This window comes from Mycobacterium sp. (genome assembly GCF_049585075.1).
In the GTDB taxonomy this organism is placed as follows: domain Bacteria; phylum Actinomycetota; class Actinomycetes; order Mycobacteriales; family Mycobacteriaceae; genus Mycobacterium.
This window is the reverse complement of record NZ_JBAUZA010000063.1, coordinates 17,345-35,678: the sequence shown is the minus strand read 5'-3', so window position 1 is coordinate 35,678 and position 18,334 is coordinate 17,345. Positions and strand designations below refer to the sequence as shown.

The following is an 18,334-nucleotide window of genomic DNA, read 5'->3' as shown; positions in this document are numbered from 1 at the left end:
GCCGACCTTCGACGTGACGGCGGACCTGACCGACATACGCTTAACGGGCCCTGTGTCTTGCGGATTGTCAACCCGGCCGCGATCTCGGCCCGCGATAAAAGAGGATGCGCTTATGAAGGTTGCCGACAAGGTCGCCATTGTCACCGGCGGCGGCAACGGCATCGGCAGCGCGTTGGCCACCAAGCTGGCACAGCACGATGCCCGCATCGTCGTGGCTGACATAAACTCCAGCGCCGCCGACGCAGTGGCCGGTGCGATCAACGCCGAGCGGCCCGGTGCGGCAATCGCTGCGGGTGCCGATGTCACCGACACCGCACAGATCCAGCGGTTGATCACGCTTGCCGAGAGCGGATTCGGCCCGGTCGACCTGTATTTCGCGAATGCGGGCATCACCGGCGCTCCCGGCTTGGACGTCAGTGAGAAGGAATGGGACCGGTCCTTCGACGTCAACGTGCGGGCACATATCCGCGCGGCCCAATTGCTGGTACCGGGCTGGGTCGAGCGGGGGGAGGGCTACTTCGTTAGCACCGCCTCGGCGGCGGGGCTACTCACCCAACTCGGAGCGGCGGCCTACGCGGTTACCAAGCACGCCGCCGTCGGCTTCGCCGAATGGTTGAACATCACCTACGGCGACCAAGGCGTGCGGGTGAGCTGTTTGTGCCCGATGGGCGTGAACACCAAGCTGTTATATGAGGGCGAGCAGTCCGGTGACCCGCTCGGTGACCTGGCCACCCGAGCGGTGACCGCCGCAGGCAATGTGCTTGAGCCAGCCGATGTCGCCGACGCTGTGCTGGCGGCCATCGAGGAGGAGCGTTTCCTGATTCTTCCGCACGCTAGCGTGCTGGACATGTACCGGCAAAAAGGCACCGACTACGACCGTTGGCTAAACGGCATGCGCCGCTACCAACGCAGCCTGTTAGAGGAGGCGCAATGAGCTCACCGGAGCTAGACGGCCGAACCGCGATCGTCACCGGGGCGTCGCGAGGTATCGGCTTGGCCATCGCGCAGCGACTGGCCAACGCCGGCGCCAACGTGGTGCTTACCGCCCGCAAGCAGGACAGCGCAGACGCGGCTGCCGAGCAGGTCGGCGGCAATGCCATTGGCGTGGCCGCTCACGCTGTGGACGAGGACGCCGCTAAACACTGCGTCGAGCTGACACTCGACCGTTTCGGCGGCATCGACATCCTGATCAACAACGCCGGCACCAACCCGGCGTATGGGCCGCTGATCGAGCAGGACCACGCCCGCTTCGCCAAAATCTTTGAGGTCAACCTTTGGGCGCCACTGCTATGGACCTCGCTCGCGGTCAAGGCGTGGATGGGCGAGCACGGCGGCGTCGTCGTCAACACCGCTTCTATCGGCGGCCTGCATCAGTCGCCGAACATGGGCATGTACAACGCCACCAAGGCGGCGTTGATTCACGTAACCAAGCAACTGGCGCTTGAACTTTCACCACACGTGCGGGTGAATGCGATCTGCCCGGGTGTGGTTCGCACCAGGCTCGCCGAGGCGCTGTGGAAGGACCACGAAGATGCCCTGTCGGCGTCGTCCGCGGTGGGGCGCATCGGCGAGCCGTCCGACGTCGCGGCCGCGGTCGCCTTCCTGGTATCGGATGAGGCCAGCTGGATCACCGGCGACACCATGGTGATCGACGGCGGCCAACTACTCGGTGATGCGGCGGCGTTCCGATGAGCACTGGTGAGCAGGCCGAGCAGGCAATCGCCGAGGACCTGCGTGCCCGGGTGCGAAGGCTGCTCGACGAGCACGACCCGGCGAGCAGCGATCCCCGGGATTTCCTGGCGGCACGCTTCGATGCCGGGCTGGCCTGGGTGCACTTCCCGCGTGGATCCGGCGGGCTCGACCTGCCGCGAAGCTTCCAGTCGCAGGTCGAAGCCGATTTAGCTGCGGCGGGTGCGCCGCCGGGAGGCGGACCACACAACGGCATCGGGATGGGCATGGCGGCGCCGACCATTGCCGCGTTCGGCAGCCCGGAGCAGCAACGAAACTTCCTGCGGCCGTTGTTTACCGGCGAGCACTTCTATTGTCAATTGTTCAGTGAGCCGGGTGCCGGGTCGGACCTGGCCGGGGTTTCCACCCGCGCGTTGCGTGACGGCTTGGAAAAAGACGCAGACTGGATTGTCAACGGTCAGAAGGTCTGGACGTCGAGCGCGCAGAAAGCCCAGCGAGCGATCCTGGTCGCACGGACCGACCCGACCGTTCCCAAACATCAAGGCCTGACCTATTTTGTCTGCGACATGACCGATCCCGGCGTCGATGTGCGCCCGCTCCGTCAGATCACCGGCGAAGCCGAGTTCAATGAGGTGTTCCTGACCGATGTTCGAGTGCCCGACGCGAACCGGCTCGGCCCCGAGGGCGGTGGCTGGAAGGTCGCGACGACGACGCTGAATAACGAACGCATGGCCATCGGCTCGATGGCCGGCATCACGCGGGAAACGGGGATGATCGGTAAGGTCACCGGCGCATGGCGGGCCGAACCGCAGCTGCGCGATCCGGCGATGCACGACGAGCTGATGCGGCTATGGGTGGAAGCCGAGGTCGCCCGGCTGACCGGGCTGCGACTGCGCCAGCGGCTCACCGCCGGCCAGCCCGGGCCGGAGGGCGCCGGCATGAAAGTGACGTTCGCCCGTCTGGCGCAGGCGATTTCGGGCTTCGAGATCGAGCTGCACCCCGAATCCGGCCTGCGTTATGACGATTGGACCATGCGTCAACCCGACGGGGTCGATTTCACTGGGCGTGAACCGGGATATCGCTACCTGCGGGCGAGGGGCAATTCGATCGAGGGCGGAACGTCGGAAATCCTGCGCAACACCATCGCCGAGCGCATCCTCGGCCTGCCGCCGGAACACCGGGTCGACAAGGACATCGCATTCAAGGATCTAGACCGATGAGCGACTTGCTGTACTCCGACACCGAGGAAGCACTGCGGGACAGCGTGCGCCGCCTGTTCGCCGACCGGTGCCCCGCGGAATCGGTAGTGAGCGCCTATGGCCCTGCGGCGCATGACTTTTCCAATGTCTGGCACGCTCTGGCGGCCGATCTGGGTATGGCCGGGTTGCTGGTGCCTGATCAATTCGGCGGGGCGGGCGCGGGTGCGCGTGAGGCGGCCGTCGTCATGGAAGAGATCGGCCGAGCCGTCGCTCCGGTGCCATTTCTGTCCAGCGGGGTGCTCGCCACTGTCGCGCTGCTAGAGGCCGGGGACACCGAGACGGTCAAAGGATTGGCCGCGGGTTCGCTGACCGCTGCGCTGACGGTGCCACTGTCCACCCCGCCCGACGACACGGTCGCCGGAGTCGGTGTCAGCGGCAGTGCCAGTGGGCTGACCGGACGAGTTACCAGTGTGGCCGGTGCCAGCGAGGCCGACGTGCTGGTGGTGCCGGTGGCCGGACCGGACGGGCTGGAGCTGCACACCGTCTCCCGCGACGCGGCGGGCGTCGACGTGTCGCCGATACTCACCTTGGATATGACGAGACCGCTTGCGAATATTGAGTTTTCGTCGGCTGCATCGTCGCGCGTCGGTGCTGGCGACGCCGCTGTGCGGGCGGCACTGCAGACGGGCGCGGCCCTGCTCGCCTCAGAGCAGCTGGGTATTGCGCAGTGGTGCTTTGACACCACGCTGGCTTATACCAAGCAGCGCAAGCAGTTTGGCCGAGCGATCGGGTCATACCAAGCCATCAAGCACCGTCTGGCCGATCTGTGGATCGAACTCAATTCTGCTGCCGCAGCCGCCCGATACGCCGCCGACACCTGCGCGCGCCGAGACGACGACGCAACGATCGCCGCCGCCGTCGCGCAGGCTTACTGCAGCGATGCGGCCGTGCACGCCGCCGAGGAATGCGTTCAGCTGCACGGCGGCCTCGGGATGACGTGGGAGTACCCGGCGCATCTGTACCTGAAGCGGGCGAAGAGCGATCAGCTGGCGTTCGGCACCGCCTACCGCCACCGCGCCCGGTTGGCCGAACTGGTTGACCTGCCGCTGTCGTGACTAGAGGAGACAAAGTGGATAAGCGCATCCTCGGTGAGAACCTCGAGGTGTCGGCAATTGGGTTGGGCTGCATGGGCATGAGCCGCGGCTTCGGACCGTCGGGGTCCAGAGCGGAGATGATCGAGGTAATCCGCGCCGCCGTCGACCGCGGCGTCACTTTCTTCGACACCGCCGAAGCCTATGGTGACAACGAGGAATTGGTGGGCGAGGCCCTGGCGCCGTTCGCGCGACAGGTGGTGATCGCGACCAAGTTCGGCTTCAAATTCGCCGCCGACGGCAACATCGCCGGACTGGACAGTCGACCCGAGCACATCAAAGAGGTTGCCGACAACTCCCTACGGCGGCTCGGCGTGGAGAGCATCGACTTGCTCTACCAGCACCGGGTGGACCCCGAGGTTCCGATCGAGGATGTGGCCGGAACGGTCAAGGAGCTGATCCAAAACGGCAAGGTGAAGCATTTCGGGATGTCAGAGGCGTCAGCCCAGGCCATTCGTCGCGCCCACGCGGTGCAACCCGTGACCGCGGTGCAAAGCGAGTACTCGTTGTGGTGGCGAGAACCCGAAGCCCCCGACACTGGGGTGCTGCCGACGCTGGCCGAACTCGGCATCGGCTTCGTGCCGTACAGCCCGCTTGGCAAGGGCTTTCTCACCGGAAGTATCAGCGAGAACACACAATTCGACAAATCTGACATCCGCAACAGCATTCCCCGGTTTGCCGCCGACGTCCGCGAGGCCAACCGCGCCGTAGTGGACCTGCTGCAGACGATCGCGGCCGGCAAGGGCGCGACACCCGGCCAGATCGCGTTGGCATGGCTGCTTGCGCAGCAGCCGTGGATCGTGCCGATCCCCGGCACCCGGCGCTTAGAACGTCTGGCGGAAAACCTCGGGGCAGCTGATGTCGAGCTGACCGCCGAGGACCTACACGAAATCGACGGCGCCGCAGCAGGTATCGAGGTGCAGGGCGCGCGTTATCCCGACTTCATGCAGCGGTTGATCGGCCGCTGACTCGGCGGGCCACCTCGCCATACCGCTCGTAACGCTCCGGATCGCCAACGGCGTTGTACAGCACCAGGCGCGTCGCGGTCGCGGCGTATTTATCTATCAGCGCGTCGGCCAACTTGTCCCACGTCGACTCGGTGGCGAACGCGGCGACGTGGTCGTCGCTGACCTGGGCCGCCATGCCGGCGAAGTCGCCGGCCTTTTGCTTCTCCCGAATCCGGGCTGTCGTGCCCTCGAACCCAGCCTCGTCCCAGATGAAGGCGTAGTTGGGTGTGCTTCCGTAGAAGGCCATGCTGGCGCGCACGATTTCTCGTTGCTTTTCCCGCTCTTCGTCGGTGTCGCCGACGATCGTCATCACCGGCACGATGATCGCGATGTCCGCCTCCGAGCGTCCCGCCTTCGCTGCTCCCTCGGCCACGTCCGGCAGGACGTGACGGGCCAGATAGCCGGGCTCGCCGATCGGATGGACATGCACCCCGTCGGCGACCTCGCCCGCCATCCGCAGCATCCACGGATTCACTGCGGCGATATCGACTTTCGGGTCGGGAGCGTCAATCGGCCCCGGGCTCCACTGCGGAGTAATGAAATCGAGGTCGTAGAACTCACCGTGGTGGTCGAGCTTTCCGCTGCGGAAGGCCGAGAAGCACGCCTTGACTGCGAGCAGGTAGTCACGCAGCCGCGGACCCGGCCGCTCGAACGCCACGCCGTAGCGCCGCACAACATGAGTGCGGACCTGCGTGCCCAGCCCCAGTCGGAACTTTCCGCCGGTCGCGTCCTGAAGTTCCCACGCCGTGGCTGCGGTGATGAACGGGCTGCGCGGAAAAGCCACCGCGACACCCGTCGACAACTCGAGCCCGGGCGCAGCCTGCGAGGCCACCGCGGCGTTGAGATACGCCGTCCGGCCCGTCTCGGTGAACAACAGACCGGAGAACCCCGCGGACTGCGTTCGTCGGGCCAGGTCACCAGTCTTGCCGAGCGGCCCCGGAACCGTCATCGCGTCGACGTACATCCTCGGAGCCTACGGCTCGTCTATCCGCCCAGGTGCGCGCCGAAGAAGTCGCGCGTCGCCGCCCAGTGCCGGTCGGCCGCGGCGACGTCGTAGGGCCCGTTGTCCGGTACCGCGAACCCGTGCGCGGCCGGGTAGGTCTCGATCGTGTGCTCGACGCCCGCCGCCGTCAGCGCCTTCTCGAGTTGCTCGGCGTGATCGGCGGTGAACGATCCGTCGTTCTCCGCGCCGCCCACGTAGATCGCGGCCTGGATCGCGTCGGCCCGCAGATGAGGGCTGTCCTCGCTGTCGGTCACCAGGCCGCCGCCGTGGAAGGACGCCGCTGCGGCGACCCGGTCCGGTACCCGCCCGGCCACGGTGAACGATGTCCGGCCACCCATGCAGTAGCCAGTCGTGCCGAACTTGTCGCCGCTGACCTCGGGGCGGGCGGCCAGGTAGTCGAAGAATGCGCCGGCGTCCATCACCATCCTGTCCTGTGTCACGCTGCCCATCATCGACATCAGCCGCTTGCGCTCTTCGGGATCGCTGAATGCGGTCTTCATGTCGATCGGCTGCCAGTCGCCCAGGCGGTAGTAGATGTCGGGCACCAGCACCGCGTAACCGAAGTCGGCCAGCTTGGCGCCCATCTCGTCGAACGTGTCGCGCGGCCCGCCGGCGTCGGGGTACATGACCACGCCGGGCCAGGGCCCCTCGCCCTCAGGGGTGAACAGGCCGACGGTGCACGCGCCGTCGGCAGTGGTGATGGTATCGGTGATATTCGGCATGGCTACCGTTTTACTCCGCGGGTTTCGACGTACGCTGGGGGGCGTGCCAATCGCCACGCCGTACGAGGATCTGCTGCGGCGGGTACTCGAGCGGGGCACGCCCAAAGCCGACCGCACCGGCACCGGCACCCGCAGCCTGTTCGGTCACCAGATGCGATACGACCTATCGGCCGGCTTCCCGCTCATCACCACCAAGAAGGTGCACCTGAAGTCGGTGGTCTACGAGCTGCTGTGGTTCTTGCGCGGCGACGCCAACGTCGGCTGGTTGCAGCAGCACGGAGTGACGATCTGGGACGAATGGGCAAGCGACACCGGCGATCTCGGTCCGGTCTACGGAGTGCAGTGGCGATCTTGGCCGACTCCGTCCGGTGAACACGTCGACCAGATCAGCGCAGCGCTGAAGCTGCTGCGGACCGATCCGGATTCCCGACGCATCATCGTGTCGGCGTGGAACGTCGGCGAGATCCCGCAGATGGCGTTGGCGCCGTGCCATGTGCTGTTCCAGTTCTACGTGGCCGACGGCCGGCTCAGCTGTCAGCTCTATCAGCGCAGCGCCGACCTCTTCCTCGGTGTGCCGTTCAACATCGCCAGCTACGCGCTGCTGACCCACATGATGGCCGCGCAATCCGGTTTGGCGGTCGGCGAGTTCATCTGGACCGGCGGAGATTGTCACATTTACGACAACCACGTCGAGCAGGTCGCCCAGCAGCTCAGCCGCGACCCCCGGCCGTACCCGGAACTCGTTCTAGCGCATCGTGATTCGATTTTCGACTACACCTACGACGATATCGTCGTGCAGAACTACGATCCACATCCCGCGATCAAGGCACCCGTCGCCGTATGACGCGACACGACGATGATGCCGGCGTAGCCGGGATCGAGGAGTGGCGCACGTGACCCAGCTGATCTGGGCTCAATCGACGTCGGGGATCATCGGTCGCGCTGGCGGTATTCCGTGGCGACTGCCCGAGGATCAGATCCGCTTCAAAGCGCTCACGATGGGTCACACCGTGGTGATGGGCCGGCGCACCTGGGAGTCGCTGCCGGCGAAGTTTCGGCCACTGCCGGGCCGCAGAAACGTGGTGTTGACCCAGCAGGCCGGCTTCACTGCTGACGGCGCGACGGTGGTGCGGACTCTCGACGAGGCGCTGACCGATCCCGACACCTGGGTGGTGGGCGGCGAGCAAATCTATACGCTGGCGATGGCGCGGGCCAGCCGGTGCGAGGTCACCGAGGTGGAAATCGACCTGCCCCGCGATGACGGCGACGTCGTCGCCCCGGTGCTCGATGAGGCGTGGGTCGGTACAGCGGGGGAGTGGGAGACCAGCCGCACCGGGCTGCGGTACCGGTTTCACACCTACCTTCGCCGCTAAGCGCTCGTGACCTGCACCGGCGACGACCGTGCCATACTCGACCTCGGGGGTTGGGTCCACGGGGTGCACCAGGCGATTTCAGAAGGGGGAAGTAGTTTTGGAACCCGAATCCGCGAACACATTCACTCGCAGATTCCGAGGATACGATCCGGCTGCGGTTGACGCCCACATCGAAATGTTGACCACCAAGCAGCAATTGGTGCTCGACGACGTCGAGAGCCTTCGGGCGCGGTTGAAGGAACTCGGGGATGAGGCAGTCGGCCTGCGAAAAGAGGTCGCGCTGCTCACCGAAACCTCGCCGTCACCGCACGCGATGCAACAACGGATGGCGAATATGCTGCGGCGCGCCGTCGACGAGGTCGCCGAGATGCAGGCCGAGGCGCGAGCCGAGGCGGAAGCGCTGATCGCGGCGGCCGAGGCCGAGGTCGAAGCCGAGCAGCGAAAGCACAAGGACCAGGTGGCCGACCTGATCGCGCAGCAGAAGGCCCTGGAAGTCGAGTATGCGAACTCCAAGGAAAAGCTTGAGGCCGAGCTGGCCAGCATTCGTGACGACGCCCAGGCAGAGCGTGAGCAACTCTTCGCCGATGTAAAGCTCGAGGCCGATCATTATCGCGAGCAGGCTCGCCGGGCGGCGGACGAGGCGATCCAGCAACGGGTCAAGGTCCTGGAGCATTTGATGGGTGTTTACCGCGACCTGGAAGCGGTTCCGGCCGATCTGGAGTTGGCATACCAAGAACTGAAGAATCCGCCGGGGGACTGAGCCGCCGTCGCAAAGACGGGCGAGAGTGTCGGTACCGAGCGGTATTCTCGGCGCCGTGTCGACCAGTTCCCCCAAGCTGACCGCTGCGCAAGCCCGGCGGATAGCCGTTGCGGCCCAGGGTTTTAGCGAGCTGCGGCCCACCGGTGCGGTAACCCGGGCGCATTTGCGGCGGTTGATCTCACGCATCCAAGTGCTGCAATTGGATTCGGTGTCGGTGGCTGTACGCGCGCATTATGCGCCGGTGTTCAGTCGGCTCGGGCCCTACGACCGTGGCGTACTGGACCGGGCGGCCTGGGAGCATTCAGCCCGCTCACCACGACTTTTGGTGGAGTACTGGGCGCATGAGGCCGCGCTGATGGCGGTCGACGACTGGCCATTGCTGCGCTGGCGGATGCGCCAATATCAGCACGGCCGGTGGGGCACCCACATCGTGAAGGCCAACCCGAAGCTCGCCGACAAGATCGTCACCGCCATCGCCGAGCTCGGCCCGAGTACCGCGGGGCAGATCGAGGCGTATCTGGCGGCGGGGACGCGTGGTCCGAGGGGAGACTGGTGGGGAGGCCGCACCGACACCAAGTGGGTCGCCGAAGCGCTTTTCTCGTCCGGCGTGCTCACCACGGCGACCCGGGTCGGGTTCGCCCGGCACTACGACCTGACCGAGCGGGTGCTGCCGCCCGAGGTGCTGGCGCGGGAGGTTGACGAGCAAGATGCCATCCGAGAGCTGACGCTGCGGGCGGCCGGAGCGCTGGGGGTGGGCACCGAGGCCGACATCCGCGACTACTTCCGGTTGGCCGCAGGGCAGGCCAAGCCGGCGGTCGCCAAGCTGGTGGCCGACGGCGAGCTGGAGCAAGTCGAGGTTGCGGGCTGGTCGGCGCCAGCGTATTTGGTTGCAGGACAAACTATTCCGCGGCGTGACCGTGGCACGGCGCTGCTGTGTCCGTTCGACCCGCTGATCTTTTTCCGGCCACGGGTGCAGCGCCTATTCGAATTTCATTACCGCATCGAGATTTACACTCCCGCGGCGCAGCGCCAGTACGGCTACTACGTCTGGCCGTTTCTGCTCGACGGTGAGTTGGTGGGGCGGGTAGACCTCAAGGCCGACCGCACCGCGGACGCCCTGCACGTCGTAGCTGCGTTCATCGAACCCGACCGCTCGCCCTCTCAGGTGGCCGCGGCACTGGCCGATGAACTGGCGGCGATGGCGTCGTGGCTCGGATTGGCCGGCGTCACGGTCGGCAAGCGCGGCGACCTGGCGGGCGAGCTGCGAAAGAAACTGCAATCGCGATGACGTCGGGTAAGCGTGTGCAGCTGCCGCCAGCTCCGGAGCTGACCGATGGGTCCGACCTGCTGTTGCGGTTGCCGCGTGTCGGCGATGTGGACGACATCGTTGCGCAGTGCCGCGACCCCGAGTTTCAGCGCTGGACGACCATCCCGGTGCCATATAACGAGGCCGACGCACACGAATTTCTGCGCCGGGTCGAAGAGGGCTGGCAGGCCAACGTGGCGGTGCTCGCCATCGCATACCGCGAGCGCTTCTCCGGCAGCGTGGATTTGCGGTTCGACGGCGTCGGCGGCGCTGAAGTGGGCTTCGGGCTGGCCCCGTGGGCACGGGGCAACGGTGTGATGACGCGCGCGCTACGGCTGGTGTTGGCTTGGGGTTTCGGGATACCAGGCATCCAGGTGGTGTACTGGCGCGCGCAAGTCGGCAACTGGCCGTCCCGTCGCGTTGCGACTCGGTGCGGCTTCCGCATGGAGGGGACCGTCCGCGGGCTGCTCGAGCAGCGTGGCGAGCGACGCGACGGCTGGATCGGTTCGTTGCGCCGCGGCGAGCCGCTGACCGGCACCGTCGAAGAACCGGCTCAGGGCAGATAAAGCCCGCGAATACGGTGGAAACGGCTGCGTCCAAGCAGCGCGTTAGCGGCCTGCAGCCCCGACATCACAGCTGCCTCGATGCAGCCCGCGTTCATCCCACAATCTGTCCAGTCGCCGGCCAATACCAAGTTGTCGTAACCACTTTCGTCGGGTCGCAACCGGTATTGATCACTGCCGGGCAACGACTGCACGTAGCGGTCAGACGGGTCTATATTCACGCTGACGTGCTGGGTGGCCAACGCCTCGCGCCCTCGTTCACCGTTCACGCCGCAGAGCAGATGCCAGCCGAAGCCCGCTTCGGTGACAGCGTTCGGAAGGTATAGCCCGACATGACGATCGAGAAATCCGACGGCCGCGGAGTGCACCTGGTCGGTGTATCGACGCACGTAACAGAAAGGGTCATCCGTTGTGGGCCAGGGAGCGTCGAGACTGCCGCAAAAGTACGCGACGGCACCGGGATGTTCTGTGCGCGGCCAATCTTCGGCCCATAATGTCTGGGGCATCGAGGCCCAGGTATCGAATGGCGGCAAGTAGCCGCTGACGGTCGCACCGGGTGTGTTGCAGCCGAGTGACTCCTCGTCCGGTCGTAGCCAGATCTGGAAGGCCTGGGTCGCCACGGTGCGGACGTGCGTGGTCATATCACGCCATTCCTGGCGATCGTCGATGAGCTCGCCGGCCACCATCGGGACCATCCCAATCGACACGGCAAGCACCACATGATCGAAATCGACACCATGTCGCAGTGTCCGTATCTCGACGTCGTCATGTGCGCCGAAATGCGATTCCGCCGTATTCAGCCCAGCGGTTGTGCGGAGCTGTTCGGTGAGGGGCTGTTTCGGGAACACCGGTAGCCCGCGAATCCTGCTAAGCGGCTCGTAGTGTTCAAGGCCGTCGGCCAGTTGGGCTTGGCGGGCCATCGTTATCGTGGCGATCGACTGACGCGCGGTATCTAAGTGCAGCGCGTCGAGACGGTGGAAGAATTCGAATTTCACACCGCGCCTTCGCAGTGCCTGATACAGCGGTGCGATTACGACATCACCCATTCCGGCCGTCATCTTCCAGAAAATCGCTCCGCGGTAGCCGAAAAGCACTTGGCCGATAAGGAATGTCATCACGCCGGCTGCAACCGCGGGCCGCCGCGGGTCACCGTCGCGGTAACCGAACACCAAGTCATAGACGCCGCGCACCATCGCCGAGTCGAGAACATCAGGGTGCGCGCCGTGTCGAATGATCCAGTCGCAGAAGTCCTCATCGTTGATGGCCGCGAAGCCATGGGTATCGGTGATCAGCTTGTCGGCGATGATGCCGCGCACGGCGGCGACGACCAGCGAGATCAACACCCAACTGCGCCTGCGATCTGCGCGGTTGTCAGCGTCGATTGCGCTGCGTACCGCAAGAAGGGTGTGTTCGAGCACCTCGGCCGCTGGGGCTTGGCTGAATTGCGGGTCCAGCACTGCCAGGAGCGTCGCCAGTGTCGCCCGCAGTGTCGCGTCCAACGGCGGCGACGGCAGCGGCGCTGGGGGATCGGGCGACGCGCTGAGCGTCAGCCTCCCCGGCGCCGCATCCCGCAGCGAGTCAGCGAAGGCAAGCACCAATCGTAGGGCGCGCTCGACAAACCCGACCGCGGTAAGTTCGCGGCCCGTACTGTCCGGGTCGCCGGGCAGCGTGTCGTCGCGCGGGTGTGTGCCATGCCAGGTGACCCAGGTATCGTTCCAGCTGTCGGTCAGTCCGGGGTTGTCGGCTGGCGCGATCGCCTCTTCCCATGTTCGTATCGGCGCCACGGGATCTGTTGAAGCCCTGTCTAATTCGCCATAACATTGCCGCAGCAGAGCGAATGCGTTTTCATACGATCCCAGCCAGATGTGGAGCCCGTGCTCCTCGATGCGTCCATTAGGGCCGCGGCTGGATGCCGCCTTGCCACCGAGCCGCCAGCCGCGTTGGTAGACGGTTATGGCCTCGAAGCGATCACTCGAACCGGGCTCACTTAGCCGCCACGCGGCGCTCAACGCGGCCATGCCGCCACCGATAATGGCGACCTTCCCGCCGGGCCGTCTCACTCGAGTAGTGCCCGGGCGGGCGCGACTTCCGGCCAAGTAGTCCCGTCGGGAAACTGGCTCAGTGTGTCCGCGAGGGATTGCCGTTCCTGCTCACCCTCTAGCGCGAAGAGATCTGTCGCCGCGCGTAGCTCGAAGATCGGCGCATTCTGACGTCGGGCCAATTGCCATGCCGCCTGGAGATCCTTGCGACGCGCCTCGATGCCGTCGGTGGTGTGGGCTCGCAGCCGCAGCAACTCCGCGTCGTAGAAGTGCATCCTGGTCCGTTCGGCCAATTCCAACCCGGTTTGCAGGCGCTCACGGGCCTCAGAAAATTCGCCGCTGGCAATCAGCAGGCGTGCCAGGATGGCGTCGTAGAAGGTAACAAGCGAGATCGTGTTCATCGCCCGCGACACCTCGACGAATGCGGTGAGTCCGTTTATGTGCGGCTGCAACATAACCCGATCGGCATCGTCCGCCAAGGCCGATACGGCTGCCACCGTGCCCTGTTGCGCTGTCCCGACGAGCGCCCAAAAATCAAAGCCGTGTTGCTCGCCCAGGGTGATCAGCTCGACCGCAGCCTCGGCGGCGCGTTGCAGCTCACCGGCTTCCAGCCGGATCAACAATTCCATTTGGCGCGCATAGGCCAAGCTGAAGACGCCCTTAGGGAAAGGTATTTCAGCACAACGCTGTTCAGCTCGGTCCAACTCAACGGCGACGCTGGCGAGGTCACCGTCGATGTAGCGGGCCAGCGCCAAATGCGTGTACAGCCCGGCAGTGGCATCGTTGGGCATGAACAGCATTGCTTCGAGGTCACGGGTGCATTCCTCGGTCAGCGTTTTGGCCGCTACCTCGAGCTTTTCGTGCGCGTACCCGAATTCACCGCGATACCAAGCCAACATACCCAGCCCGAATTCGTTGATGGGTAGGAAGCACTCCCGCGGACCGGTTAGCTGCGCACGCACCGACGTGACCAGTCGTTCGGCGCGGTCGAGGTCGGCCCGCATCGTGTAGTACGGGTAAAGCGACATTACCGTCGAAAACAGGTCGTCGTCGGCTAAGTCACTGCTGCATAGGGCTAGACAACGTTCGAAGTCGGCCGCGGCGTTCTCGCTTGCCACGCCGTCGGCCGCCTGAGCCAGGAACGCGCGTCCCAGCCGGAGCGCGATTTCGAAGCGGTCCCGTTCGCCTCCCGCGGGGCAGTGCTCGGCTTGTGAAATGGCGTGCGCCAAGTGGGTCAGTGCCTCACGGAGTGCGCCGCGCAGCCGGGCATTGGCCGACGCCGCCGCGTAGGCCGAGGCCGCCTCGGAAAAGCGCTCGGCACGCTCGTAGTGACGCGCAATGAGCGGCCAGTCGGGATTGCCCTGTGCCGACGCCAGACCGTCGGCGATGCGGCTGTGCAAACTGCGACGAAGCGTGGGAGGCGAGAGTTCCTCGGCTACTTCGCGGAGTAGGTCATGGCGAAAACGATAACTTTCATCGCCGAGCGGTTCCAGCACACGAGCATTCACTAGTTCGGCGATCACCGCGTCGACGTCATCCCTGGGCAAGTCGAGCACCGAGAGCAGCAACCCACGTTCGATTCGGGTGCCGATAAGCGCGGCCGCCTCGACCACCTGTACTGCACTTTGACTGGAACGAAGACGCGCGAACAACGCCTCATACAGGGTGTCGGGCACGCTGTGCGAGTTGGACGCGTCGGAAGGTTGCTCCTTGAGCTTCGCGATCACTTCTTCGATGTAGAGCGGAATCCCAACGCAGCGTTGGCGTACCGCACGTTGTTCATCGAGGCCAATCTCCGGGTGCAAGGCAGTGATCAACTCGTCGGATTCGTCGTCGCCGAGTGGCTGGAGCTCGAACGCCTGCGCTCTCGCGGTGTCGGGCAAAGACATTTGGGTGCGGTTGGTCATCACGACCAAGACGTGGCCGCCGAGGTCGGCGCTTAAGAGCGAACAGACCACGTCGAAGGTGTCCTCGTCGAACCAGTGCATATCCTCGACGAGGATGAGCGAGGGGGCATCTCGGCTGCATGCCATCAAATATTCGTGGACCGCGCCGGTGATTTGCTGATAGAGCTTGCGGCCCTCGGCGGGTACCGCGCTATAGCCGGTTTCCGGACCGATGCCCAACACCGGCGCCAAAAGTGGGACGCTGGTAGCCGGGTCGAGCGAACGCTCCTCGAGCTCACGGCGTAGATGCCGAAGTCGTTCTTCCGGTTGGGATTCGCGGCCGATGCCGCAGCGGCGTTCTAATAACCGACGAACCGGTCGCAAGCCGACATCGGTGTAGAACGGCGAGCCGATCAATTGAAGGACGACGCCATGCGACCGCTCCGCCATTTCGACGGCCGACCACGCTAGTCGGCTTTTGCCGATGCCGGCCTCGCCCACAAAGACCACACCGGTGGTGTGCAACTCTCCGCTGCTCGCCTGCGCCCAGGCGTGTTGTAAATAGGCGATTTCGCTGTCCCGGCCGACAAGCGGGCCTTCGGGAGTCCGGGTTACGTCGCGCTCGGCCACCACCAGGAAATAACGGACCGGTTCCTCGACGCCCTTCACGGCCTTGGGAAGCTGCGCCTTGAGTTCGAATCGGGTACGGATGAGCTGCTCGACGGGCTGAGATACGGCAACGGTGCCGGGTTCGGCGAGGCTGCACATCCGAGCAGCGAGATTGGCCGCGAAGCCGTAAACGTCATCCTGGGCGGTATCCAAATATGCGATTCCACGGTGGATTCCGACCCGCACGTCGATGTCGAAACCGAAGCGGCGCCGCACACGAGCGCTGAGTAGCGTGACCTCGCGGGTAATGTCTAGTCCGGCCTGCACGGCACGCTGGACATCGTCCTCATGTGCTTCCGGGTGGCCGAAGACCGCGAGCAGCCCGTCGCCCTTGGTGGTGCCGAGGTGGCCACCATAATGCTCAATGATACGTAGCACCTCGTCGCGGTAGCGTCCAACCACAGTGCGATACGTCTCGGGGTCGATTCGAGTCGACAACGCTGTCGAATCAACGAGGTCTGCGAAAAGGATTGTTATCCTTCGGATTTCGCCTGGATCAGCAGGCGCGGCAAGTAGATCCTCGGCATCGATGTTGTGACGGTCGACGGCCAAAACCTGCTCGGCCAGACGGTTGGCGGTTGCCCGACGCCCTTCGGCGAGCGCGCGCAGCGCGCGATCAAGCAGTTCGTCAACGCCTGGGGGTTGGTCGGGTCGGCTCACAGGTTGACAAGGACCTGCTGAGCTAATTTCGGCTGGTCAACTTTGTTTATCGAAACCCTGACCTCGCCCTGGAACACGCCGCTGGGAATCCCTGCGGTATTGATCACCAACCAGTACTCCCTCTTAATAGCGCCGGCCTTCAAGACGCCTTTGGTAGGCGTGAATTTGACCAGGCCGGCGATGTTTTCATCAACACCGGCGCGTGCCAGCTTTTTCATCTTGAGCACGAGCACATCTTTTGTGTTGACGGCGCTGATCTTGAACGGTCCAAACTTCATCACCGGATTGGCCAAATCGCCCGGTCCGGCGCCGATAGCTTCGGCGGCTTCGGCCGTGCGAAGCACGGCCATACTGGTCAACTTGACAGCCGTGTCGGCCCAGTGGTCTTTGAAGGTGCCAGCGTTGATCTTTTTCGCAGCGTCCTCGGCGACTGCCGCCGCGTCGGTCAGAGCACGTTGTACGACCGACGCGACCTCGTCGGCGACCAGCATCGGACGGTAATCCGGCTGGATCTGCAACGGTATTCGGGCAAGCGACGACCCCCCGGTGATCGCGATGCTGGCGAGTTGGGTCATCGCCTCGATCGCGTCGTTCTGGGTGAAGGGGCCGGAGGTGCCGTTGGTTTTGTTGAAGGCATCGATCGCGACCTGTGTCGCGTCGTCGACCATCTTGCGAGCGATAGTCGCGTAACGGGTGGCGATCGCCATCGGGTCATCCATCGGCGCGGTCCTTATTTGCCTGGCGGGACTTGAGGTTTCACGTTGCTTTCCGCGGTCTTGTAAACCTCCACCGCGTACTTCTCCAGATACTTGCCGAAGTCTTTGGTGATCTCCTTGACATCCTCGAGAGACATGCCGTCCATCCACCGATCGGCGGCCTCTGCCGCCAGGTCGCGTGCGCGATCGATTTGATTGTTGAGCAATGTGCGGGCATCGCCCATCGCGTGGCCGAAATCCGGTGGCAGCTTGGCAGGTCCGTCGATCGGCTGCCCGACGCCGGACAGCTTTTGCTCGCCTTTCAATACCGTGTCTTGGAACGGCTTGCACGGGGTGGCAGGTTTTTGGATCACCATTTTGGCTGTACCGGACAGCAAGTCGTTGGCGTAGGTTCCCCAACCCAGCAAGCAGCCGAGCGCAGCCGTCGCGGTCGGGCTCAGTCCCTGCACGCGTTCCTGTTTGCTGGTGCGGATCTGGACGCCCTTTTGTGCAGGGTCGAGGGCGGCATTGGTCGGCGTGATCCAGATGTAGCCGTTATCGACCTCAACCATGCCCGAGTCGTCCTGCCGATCGGGGTCGAGGTCGTAGTTGAGGAAGATACCGCCTTTGCCGTCGCTTCCGTAAAAGAAGAGCAGCGCTGTTTTCATGCGCCACTCAGCGCATTCGGGGCCGATCGTCTCCAAAATCCTTGACCATCCGTTTGCCGCGTCTGGGGGGATTTGGGCAGCGACTTTGCAGAAAAACTTGGAGTACAGGTTCCAGTTTCTGGGGTCGAGGATTTTCTTGATGTCGTCGACCTTCAGGTCGTCGTCTTTCGTGTCGGTGTAGAGCGTGCTGCAATACTGGCCGCCGAACTGCTCGAGCTCGGCGAAGCACGGCAACGACTGATCGGCGAATTTCTGATTGACCTTCTTCGCGGCGAAGCTTTGCCACTGCTCAGGTGAGTCGGTTCGTTTCGCATGATTGAGCAGACTCCGCACCGTTGGATCCGACCTCGGGTCGCCGGCATTGAATTGGTTGGGGGTGCCGCCCCAGAAATTGACCGCCGGAGCCATGATTTGCGCAGGCAAATCGTCTATCTCGCTGAGGTGGGGAGGTAGGCCGCCCAGGTCGACGATTCTCTGTAGCACCATTGCCGCGTAGGCGGAACGCGCCAGCACGGGGTCATGGAGAGACGTGTATCTATCGGGACCAGCACGCTCCGGCAGCTCGGCGGGACCCGGTGTGGGCTCGGGCGGGGGCGGGGCAGGGGTAGGGGGCTCGGTGCTGGCCTCCGGGCTGGGCTGGGGTGTCGGCTCGGCCTCCAACGCAGCCCTGGCGAGCGTCATTCGCTCGTCGTGGTCTGACGCCTGCAGATAGCGCAGCGAGTCGTCGACGCTGGGAAACGTTACGGTCCCGTGGAAGTCGGGATTGCGTAGCTCGGACCGCTTGGCGAATTCCTGGAGTTCTTGGTACCAGCCGGCCTGCCCGAAACCGGTTGTGCCGGGCAGCAAGGCTCCCACGATGCGCAGCACGGCGTCCGGATTTGCCCCGCCGCCCTCCTTCGAGTAGAGGACTGCCTCATCGATTGCGCCATAAAACCGCAATTGGG

General features: G+C 64.6%; 16 protein-coding genes. 10 read left to right on the top strand and 6 right to left on the bottom strand.

Annotation, left to right across the window (positions count from 1 at the left end):
* Positions 1–112 precede the first annotated feature (112 nt).
* Genes WB785_RS02970 through WB785_RS02950 form a run of 5 tightly spaced genes read left to right on the top strand, consistent with a single transcriptional unit; the run spans position 113 to position 5,007 of the window.
* On the top strand, positions 113–934 hold the full coding sequence (locus WB785_RS02970; protein WP_424077207.1) for an SDR family oxidoreductase: 822 nt from the start codon (positions 113–115) through the stop codon (positions 932–934).
* Positions 931–1,692, top strand: a complete 762-nt coding sequence (locus WB785_RS02965; protein ID WP_424077206.1) for an SDR family oxidoreductase — start codon at positions 931–933, stop codon at positions 1,690–1,692. Before WB785_RS02970 ends, WB785_RS02965 begins: the two co-directional genes overlap by 4 nt.
* A complete protein-coding gene (locus tag WB785_RS02960; RefSeq protein WP_424077205.1) occupies positions 1,689–2,909 on the top strand; it encodes an acyl-CoA dehydrogenase family protein in 1,221 nt (406 codons plus the stop codon). Before WB785_RS02965 ends, WB785_RS02960 begins: the two co-directional genes overlap by 4 nt.
* Positions 2,906–4,003, top strand: a complete 1,098-nt coding sequence (locus WB785_RS02955) for an acyl-CoA dehydrogenase family protein (protein ID WP_424077204.1) — start codon at positions 2,906–2,908, stop codon at positions 4,001–4,003. Before WB785_RS02960 ends, WB785_RS02955 begins: the two co-directional genes overlap by 4 nt.
* Positions 4,004–4,017: 14 nt before the next feature.
* Positions 4,018–5,007, top strand: coding sequence for an aldo/keto reductase (locus tag WB785_RS02950; protein ID WP_424077203.1), 990 nt, complete (start codon positions 4,018–4,020; stop codon positions 5,005–5,007).
* Here WB785_RS02950 and WB785_RS02945 read toward each other — a convergent pair.
* Both WB785_RS02945 and WB785_RS02940 read right to left on the bottom strand, forming a co-directional pair.
* A complete protein-coding gene (locus WB785_RS02945; RefSeq protein ID WP_424077202.1) occupies positions 4,982–6,010 on the bottom strand; it encodes a TIGR03617 family F420-dependent LLM class oxidoreductase in 1,029 nt (342 codons plus the stop codon). The genes WB785_RS02950 and WB785_RS02945 overlap by 26 nt on opposite strands.
* Before the next feature lie 20 nt (positions 6,011–6,030).
* On the bottom strand, positions 6,031–6,771 hold the full coding sequence (locus WB785_RS02940) for a dienelactone hydrolase family protein (protein ID WP_424077201.1): 741 nt from the start codon (positions 6,769–6,771) through the stop codon (positions 6,031–6,033).
* 43 nt (positions 6,772–6,814) lie between these two features.
* On the opposite strand from WB785_RS02940, the gene WB785_RS02935 reads away from it, so the two are divergent.
* From WB785_RS02935 to WB785_RS02915, 5 genes are all read left to right on the top strand, one after another.
* Complete coding sequence (locus WB785_RS02935; protein WP_424077200.1) at positions 6,815–7,615, top strand: thymidylate synthase; 801 nt, start codon at positions 6,815–6,817, stop codon at positions 7,613–7,615.
* A gap of 49 nt (positions 7,616–7,664) precedes the next feature.
* Positions 7,665–8,144, top strand: a complete 480-nt coding sequence (locus tag WB785_RS02930) for a dihydrofolate reductase (RefSeq protein WP_424077199.1) — start codon at positions 7,665–7,667, stop codon at positions 8,142–8,144.
* 97 nt (positions 8,145–8,241) lie between these two features.
* A complete protein-coding gene (locus WB785_RS02925; protein WP_424077198.1) occupies positions 8,242–8,904 on the top strand; it encodes a cell division protein DivIVA in 663 nt (220 codons plus the stop codon).
* 25 nt (positions 8,905–8,929) lie between these two features.
* Positions 8,930–10,192 carry a winged helix-turn-helix domain-containing protein gene (locus WB785_RS02920; protein ID WP_424077197.1) on the top strand — a complete coding sequence of 421 codons (1,263 nt, stop codon included), beginning with the start codon at positions 8,930–8,932 and terminating at the stop codon, positions 10,190–10,192.
* The gene (locus tag WB785_RS02915) at positions 10,189–10,776 is read left to right on the top strand and encodes a GNAT family N-acetyltransferase (protein WP_424077196.1); all 588 of its coding nucleotides are present in this window, start codon (positions 10,189–10,191) and stop codon (positions 10,774–10,776) included. The genes WB785_RS02920 and WB785_RS02915 overlap by 4 nt, the downstream gene beginning before the upstream one ends.
* Here WB785_RS02915 and WB785_RS02910 read toward each other — a convergent pair.
* The 4 genes from WB785_RS02910 to WB785_RS02895 all read right to left on the bottom strand — a co-directional run bounded on the left by WB785_RS02910 (position 10,764) and on the right by WB785_RS02895 (position 17,903).
* Positions 10,764–12,833 (bottom strand): FAD-dependent oxidoreductase, encoded by a 2,070-nt coding sequence (locus WB785_RS02910; protein WP_424077195.1) that lies wholly within the window; start codon positions 12,831–12,833, stop codon positions 10,764–10,766. The two genes, WB785_RS02915 and WB785_RS02910, sit on opposite strands and share 13 nt — an antisense overlap.
* Positions 12,830–16,027, bottom strand: coding sequence for an ATP-binding protein (locus WB785_RS02905; protein WP_424077194.1), 3,198 nt, complete (start codon positions 16,025–16,027; stop codon positions 12,830–12,832). Before WB785_RS02905 ends, WB785_RS02910 begins: the two co-directional genes overlap by 4 nt.
* Positions 16,024–16,695, bottom strand: coding sequence for a hypothetical protein (locus WB785_RS02900; RefSeq protein WP_424077193.1), 672 nt, complete (start codon positions 16,693–16,695; stop codon positions 16,024–16,026). The genes WB785_RS02905 and WB785_RS02900 overlap by 4 nt, the downstream gene beginning before the upstream one ends.
* A gap of 62 nt (positions 16,696–16,757) precedes the next feature.
* Entirely contained in the window at positions 16,758–17,903 is a 1,146-nt protein-coding gene (locus WB785_RS02895) for a hypothetical protein (protein ID WP_424077192.1), read from the bottom strand.
* Positions 17,904–18,334 lie beyond the last annotated feature (431 nt).